Below are 19,371 nucleotides of genomic sequence, written 5' to 3' on the forward strand. Positions count from 1 at the left end.
ATGGCCCCCGTCTTCGCCCACGGCCGACTCCGCCTCTACCTCCTCAAGCTGCTCGACGAGGCGCCGCGGCACGGCTACGAAGTGATCCGGCTTCTGGAGGAGCGCTTCCAGGGCCTGTACGCGCCGTCCGCGGGCACGGTCTATCCGCGCCTGGCGAAGCTGGAGGCCGAGGGCCTGGTCACGCACACCACCGAGGGCGGCCGCAAGGTCTACTCGATCACCGACGCGGGCCGCGCCGAACTGGCCGCGCGCAGCGGCGAGTTGGCCGATCTGGAACTGGAGATCCGGGAGTCGGTGGCCGAACTGGCCGCCGAGATCCGGGACGACGTGCGCGGCGCCGCGGGCCATCTGCGCCGCGAGGTGCGGGCGGCGGCGCACGAGACCCGACGGCGCGGCGGTCCGCGGGCCGCCGCGGGCTCCTCCGCCTCGGACCAGGAGAACTGGCGTACGGCGAAGGAGGAGCTGCGCCGCGCCAAGGAGGAGTGGAAGGAGCAGACCCGCCGCGCCAAGGACGAGTCGCGGCGGGCCCGCGAGGAGGCCAGGGAGGCGCACCGGCTCGCGAAGGAGGCGCAGGACGAGGCCCGCCAGGAGGTGCAGCGGATCGCCCGCCGGGTCCAGGAGCAGGTACAGGACCATTTCGCGCGCGGCGACTGGCCGACGGGCCTGCGCGAGGGTCTCTCGGAAATCTCCCGCGAGTTCGCCCGCTTCGGCGGCCGCACGGAGACGACCGCACCCGCGGACACCGCGGGCGCGGCCACCGAAGGCTCCGCCACACCGGACGAGCCCACCTGGGCCCACGAGCCCCCGACCGGAAACCCGGCCCGCGACCTGGACCGCCTGCTCGACCGCTTCCGCGACGACATCCGCGACGCGGCCCGCGACCACGGCGTGACGGAGGACCAACTCCGCGACACCCGCCGCCATTTGTCGGCGGCGGCGGCCCACATCGGCGCCATTCTGCGGAGCTGACCTCTCCCCTGCCAGGCCCTGGACCGTCACACGGTCAGCACGATCTTGCCGAACTGGCCGCCCGACTCCATCCGTTCGAAGCCCTCGCGGGCGCGGTCGAGCGGCAGGATCTCGTCGATGACGGGGCGTACGCCGGTGGCGGCGCAGAAGGAGAGCAGGTCCTCCAGTTCGTCCTTGGAGCCCATGGTCGAGCCGACCACCTTCAGCTCCAGGAAGAAGATCCGGGTCAGTTCGGCGTGCGAGGGCTTGTCGCCGCTGGTCGCGCCGGAGATCACCAGGGTGCCGCCGGGGCGCAGGGACTTGATCGAGTGCGACCAGGTGGCCGCGCCGACCGTCTCGATGACGGCGTCCACGCGCTGCGGCAGCCGGGCGCCGGTCTCCACGGCCTCGACGGCGCCGAGTTCCAGCGCCCGCTTGCGCTTGGCCTCGTCGCGGCTGGTGGCGAAGACCTTCAGACCGGCCGCCTTGCCGAGGACGATCGCGGCCGTGGCGACGCCGCCGCCCGCGCCCTGCACCAGGACGGAATCACCGGGGCGTACGCCCGCGTTGGTGAAGAGCATCCGGTACGCCGTCAGCCAGGCGGTCGGCAGACAGGCGGCCTCGGCGAAGCTCAGCTCCTTCGGCTTGGGCAGCACGTTCCAGGTGGGCACGGAGACCTGCTCGGCGAAGGTGCCCTGGTAACGCTCGGTGAGGATGGAGCGGGGTTCGTCCGGGCCGACGCCGTGGCCCGACTGGCCGATCACGGAGTGCAGGACGACTTCGTTCCCGTCGGCGTCGACACCCGCGGCGTCACAGCCGAGGATCATCGGCAGCTTGTCCTCGGCGAGGCCGACGCCGCGCAGGGACCAGAGGTCGTGGTGGTTGAGCGAGGCGGCCTTGACGTCGATGGTGCTCCAGGCGGGACGCTCCTCGGGGGCCGGGCGCTCCCCCAACTCGAGGCCACTGAGCGGCTGGTCACGGTCGATACGGGCGGCGTATGCAGCGAACATGGCCCGACGATAGGGCGCGGGCGCGGCTTTGCGGAACAGGCACCCGGTGTGACGCCGACTGCACCGGGTGCCGCTCCCGAACCCGTGCTGTTAATCCCTCCGGTACTGCGCGGGCGACCCCTTGGTCGCCTCGTCCTCGTACGACCCGACCTTGCCCCGGTCCACGTGGAACGTCGTCAGCGTCGACACCGGTGACTTCGGGTCCCGCCGGTCCTCGATCACCCGCATATGCGCGCTGAACCGTTCCGGCGTGACCTCGTACACGTCGTAGCCGTACCGGTTGCCCTCGAAGTACTTCAGATGCGGGTTGGCCTTGCCCATCAGCGGGCCGTTCGTCTCGTTCCAGCTCGCGCTGTACGCGCCCGACGTCACCGAGTGCGCCGTGAACTCCGTACCCACCAAAGGAGAATCGGTGTCGTCGAAGTCCACGCGCACGTCGTCCACGAACGCAGAGTGCCAGTCACCCGTCAGGACCACCAGGTCCTCCAGACCGGCCTGGTGGACGTGCCCGAGGACCTCCTTGCGCTCCGCGAGGAAGCCGTCCCACTGGTCGGTGAACATGTACGAGCCGCCGGGCTTGCCGCGCAGCTGGCTGAGCATGATCGAGTTGGCCCAGACGTGCCACGCGTCGGGAGCCTCGCTCACGCCCTTCTTCAGCCAGGACTTCTGCTCGGTGCCGAGGATCGTGCCGTCCGGGAGGTTCTGTGCGGAGCGGTACGAGCGCAGGTCGAGGACGGTGAGTTCGAGCAGGTCGCCCCAGCGGCGGACGCGGTGGATCTCCGGGTCCGGAAGGGCCGAGCCGCCGAAGCTGTCGCGGTGCGGCATGTGCTCGAACCACGCCTGGTACGCGGCCGCGCGCCGCTGCAGGAACGGCGCCCCGCCGCCCGTACCGCTGTAGTCGTTGTAGACCTCGTGGTCGTCCCAGGTGAGGAACCAGGGGTGGGCGGCGTGCGCCTCGCGCAGCGATGGGTCGCCCTTGTAGAGGGCGTAGCGCTTGCGGTAGTCGGCGAGGGTGAGGGTCTCCGGGCCGTCGTGGTCGCGGACGTGGTCCTCGGGGACGCCGCCGACCTGGCCGTGCTCGTAGATGTAGTCGCCGAGGTGGATGACGAAGTCGACGTTCTCGCGGGCGATGCCGCGGTGGGCGGCGTAGTAGCCGTCGTGGAACGCCTGGCAGTTGGCGGTGGCGAAGCGGACGGTGGCGAGCTTGCCGACAGCGGCCGTCTTCGTACGACCGACGCGTGAGGTCTTCCCCAGGGCCTTGAACGCGTACCAGTAGTGGCGGCCCGCGGTGAGCCCGCCGACGGGGATGTGCACACTGTGGCCGAGCGTGGCGGATGCGGGGGCGGTGCCCTTGGCGACCACATCGCGCAGTTGCTCGTCGCGGGCGACGACCCACTCGACCTCGACGATCTCGGGCAGCTCCTGTTCGGCGGCGAACGGCTCGGGGGCGAGCTTGGTCCAGAGCACCACGCTGGTGGGCTGCGGGTCGCCCGAGGCGACGCCGAGCGTGAACGGCGCCGGGTCGTACGTGGCGCCGAGCGCCTCGGCGGCGGTACGGGCCTGCGCGGGCGAGAGGCCGACGCTCAGCGGCCAGGCGGCGCCGAGGGCTCCGGCGGCGCCCGCGGCCTTCAGCAGATCGCGGCGGTTGAGGGTCATCGGCGGGCTCCGGTGGCAGTCGCGGCGGTGGCGGTGGCGGTCAGGGTGAGAGAGAGGGCGTCGGCGTAACCGTCGTTGGAGGTTCCGCTTCCGGTCCGGGTGAGGACGAGGAGGACGCGGGCGGTGCGCGCGCCGGGCGGCACCGCGGCCTCGGCGGTCCGCTTCACCATCCCCGTGGCGCCGGACCGTTCAGCGGCGGTGACGGGGCCGAGCACGCTCAGCGCGACCGGGGTGCCCTTGGCGTCCCGGAACTCCACGGAGAGCCGGGCCCCGTCCTCCTGCCCCGCGTAACCGCCGAGCCAGCCGGTGACCGCGTAGCGCACCTTGCCCGCGTCGACGGCGGCCCGACCGGTGGCGCCGTCCTTGGGCAGCTCGATGTCCTGGAGCAGGGCGGTACGCGGGGAGTTCCCGCCGGAGAAGAACCGGCTGCCGCGCCGGTCCGGGCCCGGGTCGGACGGGCTCGGGTAGCCCCCGCCGAAGCTGTAGTCGATCAGGGCGGGCGCACCCTGCACGACCTGCCAGCCGGTCACCGAGCCGACCGGGTCCGCGGTGCCGCCCGGACCGCTCTCGGCGTCTCCGTTCACGACGAGATTCACGCACGCCTCCTGGTGCAGAGAGGGAAGTTGGCGCGTGGCATCACATCAGCACCAGGTGAACCCGGGGAAGAGCTTCCGCGAATCTTTCGCATTCAGTTGTACAGACAAGTTGCCCTGCGGGCGGAGGTTCCGGACACACAAAGGGGCCCTGCCATCAGGCAGGGCCCCTCAGCGGCTATACGGCTTCTACGCTCAGCGGCGCGCAACGCCCTCCGCCCGCGCCGCCGCGGCCACGGCCGCCGTCACGGCCGGAGCCACCCGCTCGTCGAACGGCGACGGGATGACGTACTCCGCGGACAGGTCGTCACCGACGACCTCCGCCAGCGCCTCGGCCGCCGCGATCTTCATGCCCTCGGTGATCCGGGAGGCACGGACCTGGAGCGCGCCCGCGAAGATGCCGGGGAACGCGAGCACGTTGTTGATCTGGTTCGGGTAGTCCGAGCGCCCGGTGGCGACCACGGCCGCGTACTTGTGCGCGACGTCCGGGTGGACCTCGGGGGTCGGGTTGGCCATGGCGAACACGAAGGAGTTCGGCGCCATCGAGGCGACGGCCGGCTCCGGGACCGTACCGCCGGAGACACCGATGAACACATCGGCGCCGTCCAGGGCGGCCTCCAGGGAGCCGGACAGGCCCGCCTTGTTGGTGAGCTCGGCGAGCTCCCGCTTGACCGGGGTGAGGTCGTCCCGGTCGGCGCTGACGATGCCCTTGCGGTCCGCGACCGCCACGTCCCCGATGCCCGCTTCGAGCAGGAACTTGGCGATGGCGACGCCCGCCGCACCGGCGCCGGAGATGACCGCGCGCAGTTCGCCGAGGGTCCGGTCGGTGAGCTTGGCCGCGTTGCGCAGCGCCGCGAGCGTCACGACCGCCGTGCCGTGCTGGTCGTCGTGGAAGACCGGGATGTCCAGCTCCTCCTGGAGCCGCTTCTCGATCTCGAAGCACCGCGGTGCCGAGATGTCCTCCAGGTTGACGCCGCCGAAGGAGGGCGCCATCCGGACCACGGTCTCGACGATCTCGTCCACGCTGGTCGTCTGCAGCGCGATCGGCACCGCGTCCACGCCGCCGAACTGCTTGAACAGAATGGCCTTGCCCTCCATCACCGGGAGGGAGGCGGACGGACCGATGTCGCCGAGGCCGAGCACGGCCGTGCCGTCGGTGACGACCGCCACCACGTTCGAGGTCCACGTGTAGTCGTGGACGAGCTCCGGCTGCTCGGCGATGGCGCTGCACACCTTGGCAACGCCGGGTGTGTACGCGAGGGACAAGTCGTCCTTGTCACGGACCGGCACGGTGGCCTGCACGGCCATCTTGCCGCCGCGGTGCAGCGCAAAGGCCGGGTCGAAGGGCTCGTCCGCGCCCTCCGTCCCGCCGGCCTCGCTGCGAGGATTGACGATCTCCGCTGCCACTTTTCTCTGACCCCTTAAGTCTTATTCATTGAGGGTGTCCACTCCTGGTTGAGAGTGGGCGGGCACCGCGTCCGTGCCTTGTATCGGCGGTTGGCCCGCCTCCACAAGGGGAGGTACGGACGCGCGGGCGCGCCGCACACGCGCCCTGAGCCCCTGATGAGGGGTGTAACCGTCTTTTCTACAGGATGGTCCAGGTCACCGACGAGCCGGATTCGGCTCCGCTCTAGGCCGACCCTAGGCCGAATGCCCGGATTTACCGAAAAGTTCGGACGCTCTGTCCGCATAGCGAGATGCGCCGTCTTTGCGGCGAAAAGAATTGGTTTGCCGGTTACCGTGCGGTATCCGGAATGATCCGTTCCACACGCTCCGACCAGCGCCCGTTATCCGATTTTGACATAGCGGGCCCCCTGATTCGGGCCGTCCGAATGGCAAGATGCGGTCCACACGAGGGCGCTTCACCCAAAGGCGCGTGCCCCACCCTCCACTCAGTACGACGTCCCCTTCACCTGCGGAGGAACCCACCATGACCGCAAGCACCACCCGCCGACCGGCCACCAAGAGGTCCCGAATAGCCGCGGTCGGCGCTGTCGCGGTCGCGGGCGCCCTGCTGCTCTCGGGCTGCGGGGACCAGACCAAGGACGCCAACGGCAGCGACAAGGTGAACAACGCCCCGCTCGCCGACAAGCTCCCCAAGGACATCCGGAACGCCGGAGTCATCAAGGTTGGATCGGACATCGCCTACCCGCCGGTGGAGTACAAGGACAAGTCGGGCAAGGTCGTGGGTATCGACCTGGACCTGGCCGAGGCCATGGGCAAGCAGCTCGGCGTGGAGTTCAAGTTCGAGAACGGCACCTTCGACACCCTCCTGGGCGGCCTGCGCTCCAACCGCTACGACATCGCTATGTCGGCCATGACCGACACCAAGGAGCGCCAGGAGGGCATCGACCCGGACAAGGGCAAGAAGGTCGGCGAGGGCGTCGACTTCGTCGACTACTTCTCGGCCGGCGTCTCGATCTACACCCGCAAGGGCGAGACCCACGGCATCGAGTCCTGGTCCGACCTGTGCGGCAAGAAGATCGTGGTACAGCGCGGCACCGTCTCGCACGACCTCGCCAAGGACGAGTCCAAGAAGTGCGAGAAGGACGACAAGAAGAAGATCAAGATCGAGACGTACGACAACGACCAGCAGGCCCAGACCCGGCTGCGCTCGAAGGGCGCGGACGCCGGCTCTTCGGACTTCCCGGTCGCCGCGTTCGCCGTGAAGACCTCCGGCGGCGGCAAGGACTTCCAGCTCGTCGGCGAGCAGGTGCAGGCCGCTCCGTACGGCATCGCGGTCCCGAAGTCGAAGACCGAGCTGCGGGACGCCCTCAAGGCCGCTCTCGACGCGATCATCAAGAACGGCGAGTACGAAAAGATCATCGCCAAGTGGGGCGTCGAGGACGGCATGATCGAGAAGGCCGAGATCAACGGCGGCAAGTAAGCGAATTCGCTCAGTAAGCGCACATTCGCTCACGCGCACTGTTCGCTGTTGAAAGGCACTACCCGTGACTGTTGACACCAGCAAGACGGACGCCGCGGAGACCCCTGCGGCCGCGCCCGTCCCCATCAAGGCCATCCCCGTCCGGCACTACGGCCGCTATCTCTCGGCCGTCATCGCCCTGGGCTTGCTGGCCGCGATCGTCCTCGCCTTCGCCAGGGGCAAGGTCAACTGGGCGATCCTGCCCGACTACTTCTTCGACAGCCGGATCCTGCACGGTGTGCAGGAGACGCTGATCCTCACCGCGCTCGCCATGGCGATCGGGGTGGTCGGCGGCATCATCCTCTCGGTGATGCGGATGTCGAAGAACCCGGTCACCTCGTCGATCGCCTGGTTCTACGTCTGGTTCTTCCGGGGCACCCCGGTCCTGGTCCAGCTCATGGTCTGGTTCAACCTGGGCTTCGTCTTCGAGTACATGAACCTCGGGCCGATCTACAAGGACGAGTGGTCCGACTTCATGACGCCGTTCCTGACGGCGCTGCTCGGCTTCGGCCTCAACGAGGCCGCGTACATGGCCGAGATCTGCCGGGCCGGCCTGGTCTCGGTCGACCAGGGCCAGACCGAGGCGGCCAACGCCCTGGGCATGAGCCACGCCAAGACGCTGCGCCGGATCGTGATCCCGCAGGCGATGCGGATGATCGTGCCGCCCACCGGCAACGAGGTCATCAACATGCTGAAGACGACCTCGCTCGTCTCCGCGGTGCAGTATTACGAGCTCCTCAAGGAGTCCACGGACATCGGCCAGAGCTCCGGCGCCCCGGTCGAGATGATGTTCCTGGCCGCCGCCTGGTACCTCATCATGACCACGGTCTTCAGCATCGGCCAGTACTACCTGGAGCGGTACTACGCCCGGGGCTCCACGCACGCCCTGCCGCCGACGCCGCTGCAGAAGCTCAAGGCCAACCTGTTCTCCTTCTCCACTCGCTCGCCGGAGGCCCGCCGATGAACGCCATGGTGAAGGCCGAGGGCGTCCACAAGTCCTACGGCCATGTAGAGGTCCTCAAGGGCATCGACCTTGAGGTGGACCCGCGCTCGGTGTTCTGCCTCGTCGGCCCGTCCGGCTCCGGCAAGTCGACGTTCCTGCGGTGCATCAACCACCTGGAACAGATCAACGCCGGTCGGCTCTACGTCGACGGGGAGCTGGTCGGCTACCGGCAGAAGGGCGACAAGCTCTACGAGCTCAGGGACAGCGAGGTCGCGCTCCAGCGCCGGGACATCGGCATGGTCTTCCAGCGCTTCAACCTGTTCCCGCACATGACGGCCCTTGAGAACGTCATGGAGGCACCGGTCCAGGTCAAGAAGGAGACCAAGGCGACCGCGCGGGAGCGCGCCGAGCGGCTGCTCGACCGGGTCGGCCTCGGCGACAAGGCGGGCAACTACCCGTCCCAGCTCTCCGGCGGCCAGCAGCAGCGGGTGGCCATCGCCCGCGCCCTGGCCATGGAGCCGAAGCTGATGCTCTTCGACGAGCCCACCTCGGCGCTCGACCCGGAGCTGGTCGGCGAGGTCCTGGACGTGATGGGCGACCTCGCGGAGTCCGGCATGACGATGATCGTCGTCACGCACGAGATGGGCTTCGCCCGGGAGGTCGGCGACAACCTGGTCTTCATGGACCAGGGCGTCGTGGTCGAGTCCGGTCACCCCAGGGACGTACTGACGAACCCTCAGCACGAGCGCACCAAGGGGTTCCTCTCCAAGGTTCTCTGACGGACGTGTCCAAGGTCCCCTGGGGGACGTGGAAACAGGGCGGCCCGATCATCGTTGCGGCGGTGAACGGGCCGCCCCGCCGGTGCGGCCAGCCCGCTACTTCAGCGCAAGCACCAGCGCGTCCGACGGCGAGGCCCACACCGTGCGGGCCTCCGCGAAGCCCTGCTCGCGCAGTACGCGCGCGTGCCACTCGGCGGGCGGGGTGTCGCCGTCCGCGTGCTCGCCGTAGATCTCGAACCGCCGCGCGGTCGGCTCCGCGAGCACCGGGTCCTTGGCGGCCACCTGCCACCACTCGGCCCAGTCCAGGGCGCCCTCGGCCTTGGCCGCTGCCTGCCGCGCGTGCCGCTGGGTGCGGTCCGCGGCGTTGATCCGCGGGGTGGCCGGGTCGGGCATATGGTCGGCGTTCATGAAGACCCCGCCGTCCCGTACGAGTCCGGCCAGCTGCCCGTAGAGCACCTCGAGGTCGGTACTGTGCAGCCAGTGCAGCGCGGTCGCCGTGAGGATCGCGTCATAGCGGTCGTACGGCAGCTTCGCCGGCCAGTCGGGGTCCTTCAGATCGGCCGTGACGAAGGTGACCCGGTCGTCCCCGGCGAAGGTGCCCTCGGCGATGGCGAGCAACGCCGGGTCGAGGTCGACCCCGGTGCTGCTCGCGTCCGGGAACCTCCGAAGGAGGCGGTCCGTAATACTCCCCGTACCGCAGGCAAGATCCAGAACCCTGGCCTCGGGCCCCACAAGGGCCTCGACCATGTCCAGCATCACGCGGAACCGTTCCTCGCGGTCCGGCATGTACCACTCCTGCTGCCGGTCCCAGCTGTCCTGCCAGGCCCGCCAGTCCGTTGCTCCGGCAGCGGTTCCGACGTTGTTTCCGGTCACGGGAGCCCCTCCACTGCGTAATACCCTGGTTAGATAGAAGCCCATTACAGGCTTGCCCCGACGATAGCCCGCACGCGTAAGGACTACAAGTGGAACTGGCCTATTACTCGGACTATGCCGTGCGCTTGGTCAACAGCGAGGAGCCGGCCCGTAACAAGGACGCCCTCACCTCGGTCGAGGCGGTCCGCGATCTCTTCGGCAAGGACTCGACGGGCGGCCGCCGCGCCACGGACTCGGACCTGACCCGGTTCCGTTCGGTGCGCGCCCGCCTGCGCGCGGTTTTCGAGGCGGCGGACAGCGGCGACGAGACCCGAGCCGTGGACCTGCTGAATTCATTGCTGCTCGAATTCCCGGTGAGCCCGCAGATCTCCGGGCACGACTACCGGGACGAGGACGGCCGCCCCCTGTGGCACATGCACCTGGCCGACCACCCGTCGAACGCGACGGCGGGCTACGCGGCCATCGCCTCCATGGGCCTGGCCTTCCATCTCACCGAGTACGGCGTCGACCGGCTCGGCCTGTGCCAGGCGGCCCCGTGCCGCAACGCGTACCTGGACACGTCCACGAACCGCTCCCGGCGCTACTGCTCGGACCGCTGCGCGACCCGCGCCAATGTGGCGGCCTACCGCGCCCGCAAGCGCGAGGAGGCGACCCAACGGGAGCGCCGCGACCGCCCGGACCGCCCGGACCGCCGGGAGAACACCGGCCGCACGGCGGAAAGCACCCAGAAGGCGGTACCGGCGAACGACCGCTGACCGGCCCCGCGCGGCCGGAACCGCCCAAGCACCCGAGCGAGCACGAACTCCTCGGGCACCACCCCGTAATCCGTACTGTCGCCCCCGGCATACGGGTTGTCCCCGAGCACCCACCACCCACCATCACGCCGCTCAACGGCCCGCTTGACGATGAGTAGATCCTGCTGAAAGGGATGCCGGAGCACGACCACGTCACCGGGACGCACCCGCGCGCCGTACCGGACGAGCAACTGATCGCCGTGGCGCAGCGTCGGCACCATCGACGGCCCGTGCACCTCGGCGATCCCCAGGGGCACCCGCGCCACTTGCTCCCGCATCAGCCCTACACATCCTCGCGTCCTCGTCCGGCGACAGGGCCTAGTGTGCCCGTCCCATCCTCCACCGGTCGCACTCTGCCCCTGGACTTTTGTCCTAAGCCCAAGGGGCCACTGGGAGAAACACCGCAATCACGGAGTAGGGTCCCGTCTTGAGAAGACGATCACGAGGAAGGATTGCTCCATGCTTTCCCGCCTGTTCGCCCCCAAGGTGAAGGTCAGCGCCCACTGCGACCTGCCCTGCGGCGTGTACGACCCGGCCCAGGCCCGCATCGAGGCGGAGTCCGTCAAGGCCGTCCAGGAGAAGATGGGGGCCAATGACGACCCCCACTTCCAGGCTCGCGCCACCACCATCAAGGAGCAGCGCGCCGAGCTCGCCAAGCACCACGTCTCGGTGCTGTGGAGTGACTACTTCAAGCCCCCGCACTTCGAGAAGTACCCGGAGCTGCACCAGCTGGTGAACGAGGCCCTGAAGGCCCTCTCGGCCGCCAAGGGCTCCACGGACCCGGCGACGGGCCAGAAGGCGCTGGACTACATCGCCCAGATCGACAAGATCTTCTGGGAGACCAAGAAGGCGTGAGCCTGCGCACCGCGCTTCCGCGCTGTGCGTCCTTACAACACCCGACAGCACCCGGCATCCGCGCGGAGCCGGGTGCTGTCGGCGTTCCTACGGCTTGCCGTGCCTGCTGGGCGTGCGTCCCGAGACCCGAGACCCGAGACCCGAGACCCGGGGAAGCAACTCACCGCCCGGGCACGGCGGCGCCGTCCTGTCTCATGTCTGCGGGCCGCCCGCCGCACGCGGCCGGAGACAGCAGGAACGAGAGTGTCATCAGTGCGGCGGCGACCAGGGGAAGGTACGGAACGCCGAGCGTGCCGATGACCGCACCGCCTGCCGCGGCCGCGATGCCCGTGCCCAGGTAGAGGCCGGAGATGTTCAGGGACAGTGCGGTCATTCCGGCGGCCGGACCGGCGGCGGCCAGGATGCTGCCCTGCACCGGAGGGGTGAGCGCCCAGGCGAAGACGGCCCAGCAGGCGATGACGGCGGTCAGCGCGTAACGGTTGGTCACGCCGCTGAAGACGAGCCCTGCGGCCAGGGCAAGCGTGATCGCATGCCCGGCGAGCACACGGCGCAGGCTCCGCTGCGGCCCCCACGCATCCGCCGCCCTGCCCGAGAGGAGCGCCCCTGCCAGTCCCGCGGCACCGACGAGGAGCAGAACGAACGACAGCAGTCCGTACGAGCCTCCCGCGACCTCGGCCGTGTACGCACCCAGGTAGGTGTAGAACATCAGCCCGCCACTCGCCGCCAGGAACGTCACCGTCACCAGGCGCAGCACGCCCCGGTCCCGCAGCGGCGCAAGACGCTCGCGCAGCGGCGCCGGTGCGCCGCCGGGTACGGCCGGGGCCGTGGCAAGCAGTCCCAGCGCCGCGACCGTCCCCACCGCGGCGATCAGCCAGAACGTCGCGCGCCAGCCGAACGCACCGCCCAGCCATGAGCCGAGCGGAACGCCGCTGAACAGCGCGGTGGTCATTCCGGCTGTCACCACACCCAGGTAGCGGCCTTGGGCGCCCTCGGGGGCTCCGGCCGCGGCGGTGGCGAAGGCCGCCGAGGCCACCACGGCCGCGCACAGCGCCGCGGCGACGCGTGCGGCAAGAAGGAACCAGTAGCCGGGCGCGACCGCCGCCGCCACATTGGCCAGGACGAACAGCAGAAGTCCGGCCACCAACACCGTCCGCTTCGGGAACCGTTCGCACACCACGGACAGCGTGGGGGCACCGACCGCGTACACGACGGCGAAGGCGGTCACCAACTGCCCGGCCGCGGAGACACTCACCTCCAGGTCGGCCGCAACGGCCGGGAGCACACCGGCGATGACGAACTCGTCGGTGGCCGTGGCCAGCAGGGTCAGGAACAGGACGTACAGCCAGCCCGGCAGAGACACACTTCTCATCAGACTTCTCATCGGTCTGCTACCTCCGTGGAACGGAACGCGATGCGTCCGCCGCACGCTAGGTAGTGACACCGGTGTCAAGGTCAAGCGCCGGTGCGCAGCAGCCGTTCGAAATCCTCCGCTCCAGTCGCACCGGCTCGGAGCGTGGCAATGCGCTCGACGAGTTCGGCACGGTGCCGCTGCAGTTCCGCGGACTTGGCCTCCACGGCGGCAAGCCGTTGCTCATACATGGCGACCACTTCGTCCGGACCGCCCTCACAGGCCAGGAATTCCTCGGTCTTCGTGTCCAGGCACGGCACCACGACACGGATGTCCTCCACCGTGAGCCCTGCCGCGAGCAGTTCCCGGACGTTCAGGACGCGATGGACGGCCCGCTCGTCGTACGCCCGCCAGCCCTTGCTGGTCCGCGCCGCTTCCAGCAGACCTTGCTGCTCGTAGTAACGAATCGAGCGACGGCTCGCGCCAGTGCGCTCGGACAGCTCACCAATCTGCATGGCCCTCCTTGCTGGTTTCCTTGCTGGTTTCCTTGCTGGTTTCCTTGCTGGTTTCCTTGCTGGTTTCCTTGCTGGTTTCCTTGCTGGTTCACTGCCCGAGCTTGCTGGTTCAGTGCCCGGGCTCGGCGTGCGCACCGTGGTCGCCCAGCTGCGCTTCGAACCAGTCGTGCAGCGCGCCGACCAGTGCGGAGTCCTTTGCGGTGTAGGTCAGGGTGGCCCCGTCGGCCCGTTCCTTGTAACGCACCTCGATACGGTCGTACCCGTCCCGCAGTTCGGCGAGGCCGGGCATGTCGGCGCCGTGGATCCGGGCGGGGTCGGCGAAGTCCCCTCGGCTGAACGCCTTGGCTTCCTTGCGCAGGTGAGCGCGTATCAGGTTGATCTGCTCGGTATCGCCGCGCTGATCGGCCACGACATCCTGGGTGCCGCCCGTCGCGGTGGGGGTGAACCGGTGGGCGGTCTCCTCCAGATCGAAGGGCATCACGGTTTCGCCGCGCTCGGCCACCGCCTCCTGCCGCTCGGTCCGGTCCTGACCGGGACCCTCCTGTGAGCCACCACCGACCACCAGGGCGACCGCCGTCACCGCACCGGCGGCCAACACCCCCGCGCCCGCCACCAGGACCCGGCGCTTGCCGCTACTCATCCAGTGCCTCCACCATCACCTCAAGGGCGTGCAGTACACCTGCTCTTTCATGGGCCGGGATCGCTTCCAGGAACCGGGAGAACCGCTCCCGTCGCGCCTCGGCCAGGTTCCGCGCCACGCGCCGCCCCGAAGGGGTGAGCCGTAGGACGACGCCGCGTCCGTCGTCGGGCGCTGGGGCGCGTTCCACCCAGGCACGGACGGACATCTGCCTGACCAGCCGACTCACGGTGCTCTTCTGCAGCCGCAGCCGCCGACCGAGTTCGACCTGCCGCAGTGCGGCTTCCTGCGCCAACTCGCTCAAGGCATGCGCCTCGGAGACGGAGATCGGCTGACCACAGGGGGTTGCATCCGGCTGGTGCAGCCCGAAAGCGCGAACGAAACTCCCCAGAGCCTCCTGAAGCACAGCCGGGTCATCGGCCCTGTGGTCCCTCGACTGATCCCTCGACTGATCCTTCGACTGACACCTCGACTGACCCTTCGACATGGTTCGACAGTACAACCAGAAGGTTCGACAGAACAACCAGTTTCGGGGTGGGGGGCGCGTTGGTGGCGTGGCGTCGAGCGGCCGTTTCGCACCAGTGCGGTCACGATCCCCGCCCCGGCTTTGGCACCCGTCACGCCCGTGGTGTGGGATGGCCGGAAGCAGCCGTAACGCTGCGCAGATCAAGAACGCAAGAGCAGCAGACCGACAACGCAAGAGCGGAAAGAGGGGGAAACGTGGCGCGAGCGCGGGCACAGAGCGTGCGGCGCATGGCCCAGGCCGTGGCCTCGGGGACCGACCCGCGGCAGGTGGCCGAGGAAGAGGTACGGCGGCGCGCCGGTCTCTCCGGTGGTCAGGGCCAGGGCGGCGATCCGGGGCAGCAGCGGCAACAAGGCGGTGACGGGCGGTACGAGGCGCAGGAAGACGGCATGGACCCGGCCGACTTCCCCGCCGCCCGGGAACAGGGCGGCTCCATCGCCACCGTCATGACGCAGAAGACCGTCTCGCTCGACGACGCGGGCGAGGCCCTCGGCCGCAGCGAGCAGCAGCGCGAGGGCGGCGAAAAGGTGCACTCCATCTGCCCGATGGTGCTGCCCAAGGGCCGCTCGTTCCTGAGCATGTTGCCGGTCCTTTCGCTGCTCGTGATCGGCGCGGTCGGCACCGCCGTGGTGTCCGCGACGGATGACGAGCCGCTCACCAACCCGCTCTTCGGCATCCACTACTGGGTGCTCGCGGTGCTCGCCGTCGCCTTCGTCTGGTGGCGCCAGGGCATGGTCATGGTGCCGGACGGCAGCCAGGCCCTGATCACCCGCTTCGGCAAGCTGGAGAAGATCGTCGGGCCCGGCCGGGTGGTGCTGCTCAGCCCGTGGAAGCGGGTCTCGTACATCGTCAATACGACGCGCGAGTACCCCTTCAACGCGCCGGTGCGGGAAGCCCCGACCAAGGGCGGCGTGAAGGCGTCGATCGACCTGTTCATCCAGTTCCGGATCAGTGATCCGACCGAGTTCGTATACACGCTCGGCGCGGTGCGCGGCTTCGAGGAGAAGCTCAGCAACGCCGTCAGCGAGACGATCCGTTCGCTCATCTACGAGCAGGAGGCGGCCGGGATCTACGACATGGTCGGCGAGGACACCGGGCGGCTCCTGGAGCAGCTGAACCAGCAGTTCCGCCCGGCGGTCGAGCTGACCAACGCCAACATCACGCACGCCGAGCCCGCCGACCGCAGCTACCGCATGGACCTGGCCGCCCCGGAGATGGTCCGGGTCGCCAAGGAGGCGTACACCCACGAGTACGCGCTTCAGCTGCGCAAGGAGCAGGACGAGGGTGACCTGAGCAAGGAGCTGGCGAGCAGCCAGGAGACGCTCTCCGCGATCCAGGCGGACATCGCCCAGTACCAGGCGCAGATGGACACGGCCGTGGAGCGCGAGACCAACCGTGCCGAGGCCCTGGCCCGGCAGCGGTACGTGCAGGCCGAGTCGGAGGCCAAGGCGAACGCGGCGCTCCTGGAGGCGCAGGCCCTGGACATCCGCGCGGTGACCGCGGCCGAGGCGCCGGAGATCCTGGAGTACCGCTACCAGCAGCAGGTCCTCGACACCCTGGAGCAGGTCGCCGACCACCTGCCGCGGCTCGTGCGGATCGGCGGCTCGCCGGACGGCGCGGACGGCACCCCCGGCGCCGCCGGGGTCGACTTCCTGCAGCTGGCCCGGGAGTTGGTGGGCGAGCGCGGCTCCGAGCTGTTCTCGGACGCGGACATGGCGGCGGTGCGGGCCCGGCTCGGCGAGGTCGCGGACCGGATCGCGGCGCGCGAGGCGGAGATCAGCGCGCTGCTCACGGCGGTGGAGTCGGACCGTCCGACGGTTCCGGCCGCGCGGGCGGAGGACACCGGCGTACCCGCTCAGGCCGATGTCGCCGCCGTACGTCCCGACGAGAACGACCCGTCCGAGGAGGCCGGAGCATGAGCAGCGCACGTACCCAGCACAGGTCGGTCATCTCGGAGACGGTGGCCTCCTGGGGCGATATCGCGCAGATCCTGCGCGGCGGCGAGGCGGGCACCCTCATCCCCGTGATCATCCCGCGGCACCGTCGCAAGCTGTGGTGGATGCTGCCGCTCTGGCTCGGCGTCTTCGCCCTGCTCACGGCCGTGATGCTGAGCCTGCGGGCGGGCGACGAGGGCAGTGTCTCGGATGTCGCGCACGACGCCCTCGCCACCGTCGGATACGTCGTCGGGGCGCTGTTCCTGCTGATCGGCGTGGCGTGGTGGTGGCGGTCCTCGATCGTCGAGATCGAGCAGGGCACCAACGGCGTCCTGACCCGGTACGGCGCCGTCACCCGCACCCTCGACGCGGGCCGTCACTACCTCTGGCACCCGTGGTCCCGGGTCGACTTCGTGGTCGACGTGGCGACGGAAATCCCGTACTCGGCGCCGGTGATGGCCTGCCCGACGCAGGAGAACGTGCCGCTCCGCTCGATCGAGTTCTTCCTGAAGTTCCGCATCACGGACGCCGTGCACTTCGTACGGACCATCGGCGCGGGCAACTTCGACCTGGTGCTCTCCAGCGCGGTGCAGGACGCGATCCGGCAGCGGGCCCGCCTGATCCGTACCGAGCGGGCGTACGACCTGCGCGGTTCGGACGTGGCGGACATGCAGGAGCTGCTCAACCGCCAGCTGTCCCGGTACGGCGTCCGCATCACGGGCAGCAACATCCCGGACGTCCAGCTCCCGTCCCAGTACCAGCAGCACCTGGCCACGCGTGAGCAGGTCGCCAAGGAGCGCACGGCGTACGAGCAGGAGTGGGGCCTGATCCGCAAGCGCCGGATCGACCAGCTCGGGATGGACATCGAGCGCGCCAAGAAGGTGCGGGACGCCCGCATCGTCGAGGTGAAGGCGGCGCTCAACAAGGCCCGCGAAGAGGTCGCCCAGCTGCTCGAGGAGCAGGAGACCAACGCCCAGCGGGTCCGCTTCGAGATCGAGACCCGGGGCCGCAGCGGCCTGATCGCGGCCGAGAACGAGGCCCGCGCCCAGCGCGCCCTGGCCAAGGCGTACCGCGACAACCGCGCGGTGCTCCAGTACGAACTGGCCCGCCGCCGCCTGGACGTGGGCGCCGAGCTGGCCACGAAGGCCCCGCAGCCGCTGGTCGTCCGCACCGACGGCGGCGGCGACACCTCGGCCCTCTCCACCCTCCTGACCGCCCAGCTGCTGCCCCGCCTGACCGGCTCCTCGGGCCCGGCGGCTTTGGACGCGGCGCGGGAGCGGTACGAGGGGCACGAGGGGTACGAGAGGTACGACGCCTCGGAGAACTGACCCACACCGTTACGCGGTTACGCGGTTACGCCCTGGGCCTCGCCGGCCGGACCTTCGGGTACGTCCAGCGGGGCCCGGGTCAGCCGGTTCGCCAGGGTCGACATCGTGTACGTGCCGATGCCCAGGACGACTTCGAGCGCCTGCTCCTCGGTGAACCCCTGGTCCAGAAACGCCCGCACCCCGGCGTCGTCCACGCCCCCGGCCGTGGCAAGCACCGCGAGCACGAACGTCCGTACCGCCTCCAGGCGCGGCTCGGCCAGCTCCCGCTGCTCGCGCAAGGCGCCGATGAGCCCTTCGTCAGCGCCGAGTTGCCGCAGCTTGGCGGTGTGCAGGGCGACGCACACATGGCACTCGTTCCGCGTCGCGACGGTCATCACGACGACCTCGCGGGCGAGCGGATCGAGGGTGGTCTGCTCGAAGATGCCGCTCAACCGCAGGAATCCGTCGAGGAGTTGGGGCGAGGAAGCGAGTCGGGCCACCGCCGACGGCAGAAACCCCATTCGCTGCGTCACCTGCTCCATCGCGCGGCGGGACGCCACGGGGGCGGAGTCAAGTGTGTGTTCCGCGAATATGGCAGGTACGGCAGGCACGGCGGTCATGGCAGCCCCTAACGGCAGACTAACGACGGACGTAGGATGGACAACGTGGTTGACGAAAAGAAGGTAAAGCAGGTTGTCGATCCCGGCAAGGGCTTCGAGCTGCCGCTCCTGCTCTTCAACGGCTTCCGCAAGATCATCGATGATCTGCACACCGAGCTGGCCCGCCAGGGCCACCCGGACATCCGCCCCGCCCACGGCTTCGCTCTCCAGGCCATCGGCTGGGACAACGACTCCGGCACCGGCACCGGCTCCGGCCCCGGCGGCACGAGCACCAGCGAGATCGGCCGCCGCCTCGGCGTCAGCAAGCAGGCCGCGGGCAAGACCGTCGACCGCCTGATCGAACTCGGCTACGCGGAACGGTCCGACGACCCCCAGGACGCACGCCGCAAACTCGTCCGCCTCACACCACACGGCCTCGACGCGCTGCGCCGCTCCGCCGCCATCCTCGACGACCTGCACGCCGAGTGGGCCACCCACCTCGGCAACCGCCGCTTGAGCGCCCTGGAGGACGCCCTACGCCACAGGGCCCCGTTGGACTCCTTCCGCCTCGACGCCTCCGCCTGGCTACGCGGCTGATCCGCGCAAGCCGTCAGGCCAGAGCCGCCGCGGCGAGTTCAGGGGTTCCGGGGAGCGGCACGTCGGCCTCGGGCAGCAGATAGGTCCGCGGAATCTCCAACTCCATCAGGAGCTGCCGCATCGTCGGCTCCGTACCGCGGATGAGGCCGGTCGCACTGCGGTGCAGGGCCTCGAGCTCGGTCGGGGGCAACCACCAGCCCGTCCGGCGTTTGCGGACGAGCGCGTTCAGCGCGATAAAGCGGGGGTCTGGGGGCCGCAGGCCCCCAGAAGACGGTCACCGAGCCGACGGCACCGACGCGTGATCCGCAAGGCAACCCTCGAAGCGCGCAGGCCGGTCGCTGTGCCCGTGGCCGAGCAGGTCGACCAGGAGCGAGCGGCGCCCGGCGAGCAGTGGATGCAGGGCGACCTCGGTGTAGTACGCGGGCGACGTGGCCCCCAGGCCATGCACATAGACCCGCGGCGGCTCCGCGGCCCCCGGCAGCTCGACCCAGCGGATCACATCGCCCTCAGGCGTCACGCTTGCCGCACGCACGC

General features: G+C 69.7%; 19 protein-coding genes and 2 pseudogenes. 9 read left to right on the plus strand and 12 right to left on the minus strand.

Features of this window, described 5'->3' with window-relative positions:
• Positions 1–969: a helix-turn-helix transcriptional regulator gene (locus ACWD10_RS10505; RefSeq protein WP_451089121.1), complete on the plus strand. Its 969-nt coding sequence runs from the start codon at positions 1–3 to the stop codon at positions 967–969.
• Between the two features lie 26 nt (positions 970–995).
• Here ACWD10_RS10505 and ACWD10_RS10510 read toward each other — a convergent pair whose 3' ends face one another.
• The 4 genes from ACWD10_RS10510 to ACWD10_RS10525 all read right to left on the minus strand — a co-directional run bounded on the left by ACWD10_RS10510 (position 996) and on the right by ACWD10_RS10525 (position 5,614).
• Positions 996–1,958: a zinc-binding dehydrogenase gene (locus ACWD10_RS10510; RefSeq protein ID WP_451089123.1), complete on the minus strand. Its 963-nt coding sequence runs from the start codon at positions 1,956–1,958 to the stop codon at positions 996–998.
• 90 nt (positions 1,959–2,048) lie between these two features.
• Positions 2,049–3,614 carry an alkaline phosphatase D family protein gene (locus tag ACWD10_RS10515; RefSeq protein WP_451089125.1) on the minus strand — a complete coding sequence of 522 codons (1,566 nt, stop codon included), beginning with the start codon at positions 3,612–3,614 and terminating at the stop codon, positions 2,049–2,051.
• On the minus strand, positions 3,611–4,210 hold the full coding sequence (locus ACWD10_RS10520) for a phosphoesterase (protein WP_451089127.1): 600 nt from the start codon (positions 4,208–4,210) through the stop codon (positions 3,611–3,613). The genes ACWD10_RS10515 and ACWD10_RS10520 overlap by 4 nt, the downstream gene beginning before the upstream one ends.
• 192 nt (positions 4,211–4,402) lie before the next feature.
• Positions 4,403–5,614: an NAD(P)-dependent malic enzyme gene (locus ACWD10_RS10525; protein WP_451089129.1), complete on the minus strand. Its 1,212-nt coding sequence runs from the start codon at positions 5,612–5,614 to the stop codon at positions 4,403–4,405.
• A gap of 523 nt (positions 5,615–6,137) precedes the next feature.
• Between ACWD10_RS10525 and ACWD10_RS10530 the strand changes: the two genes are divergently transcribed.
• The 3 genes from ACWD10_RS10530 (at position 6,138) to ACWD10_RS10540 (ending at position 8,855) form a co-directional block, all read left to right on the plus strand.
• Positions 6,138–7,094 (plus strand): ABC transporter substrate-binding protein, encoded by a 957-nt coding sequence (locus ACWD10_RS10530; RefSeq protein ID WP_451089130.1) that lies wholly within the window; start codon positions 6,138–6,140, stop codon positions 7,092–7,094.
• A gap of 64 nt (positions 7,095–7,158) precedes the next feature.
• Positions 7,159–8,097: an amino acid ABC transporter permease gene (locus ACWD10_RS10535; protein WP_451089132.1), complete on the plus strand. Its 939-nt coding sequence runs from the start codon at positions 7,159–7,161 to the stop codon at positions 8,095–8,097.
• Positions 8,094–8,855, plus strand: coding sequence for an amino acid ABC transporter ATP-binding protein (locus tag ACWD10_RS10540; RefSeq protein ID WP_451089134.1), 762 nt, complete (start codon positions 8,094–8,096; stop codon positions 8,853–8,855). The genes ACWD10_RS10535 and ACWD10_RS10540 overlap by 4 nt, the downstream gene beginning before the upstream one ends.
• Before the next feature lie 96 nt (positions 8,856–8,951).
• On the opposite strand, the gene ACWD10_RS10545 is transcribed toward ACWD10_RS10540, so the two are convergent.
• On the minus strand, positions 8,952–9,728 hold the full coding sequence (locus tag ACWD10_RS10545; RefSeq protein WP_451089136.1) for a class I SAM-dependent methyltransferase: 777 nt from the start codon (positions 9,726–9,728) through the stop codon (positions 8,952–8,954).
• Positions 9,729–9,817: 89 nt separating this feature from the next.
• Here ACWD10_RS10545 and ACWD10_RS10550 point away from each other — a divergent pair, with 89 nt between their 5' ends.
• On the plus strand, positions 9,818–10,483 hold the full coding sequence (locus ACWD10_RS10550) for a CGNR zinc finger domain-containing protein (protein WP_451089138.1): 666 nt from the start codon (positions 9,818–9,820) through the stop codon (positions 10,481–10,483).
• Between the two features lie 86 nt (positions 10,484–10,569).
• Here the strand turns inward: ACWD10_RS10550 and sodX are convergent.
• Positions 10,570–10,800: pseudogene (sodX, locus tag ACWD10_RS10555) on the minus strand (nickel-type superoxide dismutase maturation protease); the annotation flags it as partial.
• 181 nt (positions 10,801–10,981) lie between these two features.
• Between sodX and sodN the strand changes: the two are divergent.
• Positions 10,982–11,377 carry a superoxide dismutase, Ni gene (gene sodN / locus ACWD10_RS10560; protein WP_451089140.1) on the plus strand — a complete coding sequence of 132 codons (396 nt, stop codon included), beginning with the start codon at positions 10,982–10,984 and terminating at the stop codon, positions 11,375–11,377.
• 160 nt (positions 11,378–11,537) lie between these two features.
• On the opposite strand, the gene ACWD10_RS10565 is transcribed toward sodN, so the two are convergent.
• The 4 genes from ACWD10_RS10565 to ACWD10_RS10580 all read right to left on the minus strand — a co-directional run bounded on the left by ACWD10_RS10565 (position 11,538) and on the right by ACWD10_RS10580 (position 14,364).
• Positions 11,538–12,746, minus strand: coding sequence for an MFS transporter (locus ACWD10_RS10565; RefSeq protein WP_451089142.1), 1,209 nt, complete (start codon positions 12,744–12,746; stop codon positions 11,538–11,540).
• Positions 12,747–12,829: 83 nt separating this feature from the next.
• Entirely contained in the window at positions 12,830–13,240 is a 411-nt protein-coding gene (locus ACWD10_RS10570) for a MerR family transcriptional regulator (RefSeq protein ID WP_451089144.1), read from the minus strand.
• A 109-nt stretch (positions 13,241–13,349) separates the two neighbouring features.
• Positions 13,350–13,880 carry an aspartate carbamoyltransferase gene (locus tag ACWD10_RS10575; RefSeq protein WP_451089146.1) on the minus strand — a complete coding sequence of 177 codons (531 nt, stop codon included), beginning with the start codon at positions 13,878–13,880 and terminating at the stop codon, positions 13,350–13,352.
• Positions 13,873–14,364: a MarR family winged helix-turn-helix transcriptional regulator gene (locus tag ACWD10_RS10580; RefSeq protein ID WP_451089148.1), complete on the minus strand. Its 492-nt coding sequence runs from the start codon at positions 14,362–14,364 to the stop codon at positions 13,873–13,875. Before ACWD10_RS10580 ends, ACWD10_RS10575 begins: the two co-directional genes overlap by 8 nt.
• A gap of 233 nt (positions 14,365–14,597) precedes the next feature.
• Here ACWD10_RS10580 and ACWD10_RS10585 point away from each other — a divergent pair, with 233 nt between their 5' ends.
• Positions 14,598–16,319 carry an SPFH domain-containing protein gene (locus ACWD10_RS10585; protein WP_451089150.1) on the plus strand — a complete coding sequence of 574 codons (1,722 nt, stop codon included), beginning with the start codon at positions 14,598–14,600 and terminating at the stop codon, positions 16,317–16,319.
• The gene (locus tag ACWD10_RS10590) at positions 16,316–17,662 is read left to right on the plus strand and encodes an SPFH domain-containing protein (protein WP_451089152.1); all 1,347 of its coding nucleotides are present in this window, start codon (positions 16,316–16,318) and stop codon (positions 17,660–17,662) included. The genes ACWD10_RS10585 and ACWD10_RS10590 overlap by 4 nt, the downstream gene beginning before the upstream one ends.
• Before the next feature lie 17 nt (positions 17,663–17,679).
• On the opposite strand, the gene ACWD10_RS10595 is transcribed toward ACWD10_RS10590, so the two are convergent.
• Positions 17,680–18,261 (minus strand): carboxymuconolactone decarboxylase family protein, encoded by a 582-nt coding sequence (locus ACWD10_RS10595; RefSeq protein ID WP_451089154.1) that lies wholly within the window; start codon positions 18,259–18,261, stop codon positions 17,680–17,682.
• A 36-nt stretch (positions 18,262–18,297) separates the two neighbouring features.
• Between ACWD10_RS10595 and ACWD10_RS10600 the strand changes: the two genes are divergently transcribed.
• Entirely contained in the window at positions 18,298–18,837 is a 540-nt protein-coding gene (locus ACWD10_RS10600; protein ID WP_451089156.1) for a MarR family winged helix-turn-helix transcriptional regulator, read from the plus strand.
• Positions 18,838–18,853: 16 nt separating this feature from the next.
• On the opposite strand, the pseudogene ACWD10_RS10605 reads toward ACWD10_RS10600, so the two are convergent.
• Positions 18,854–19,369 (minus strand): annotated as a pseudogene (locus tag ACWD10_RS10605) (alpha/beta fold hydrolase); the annotation flags it as partial.
• Positions 19,370–19,371: the final 2 nt, after the last annotated feature.

The organism is Streptomyces sp. NPDC002851 (assembly GCF_053591935.1).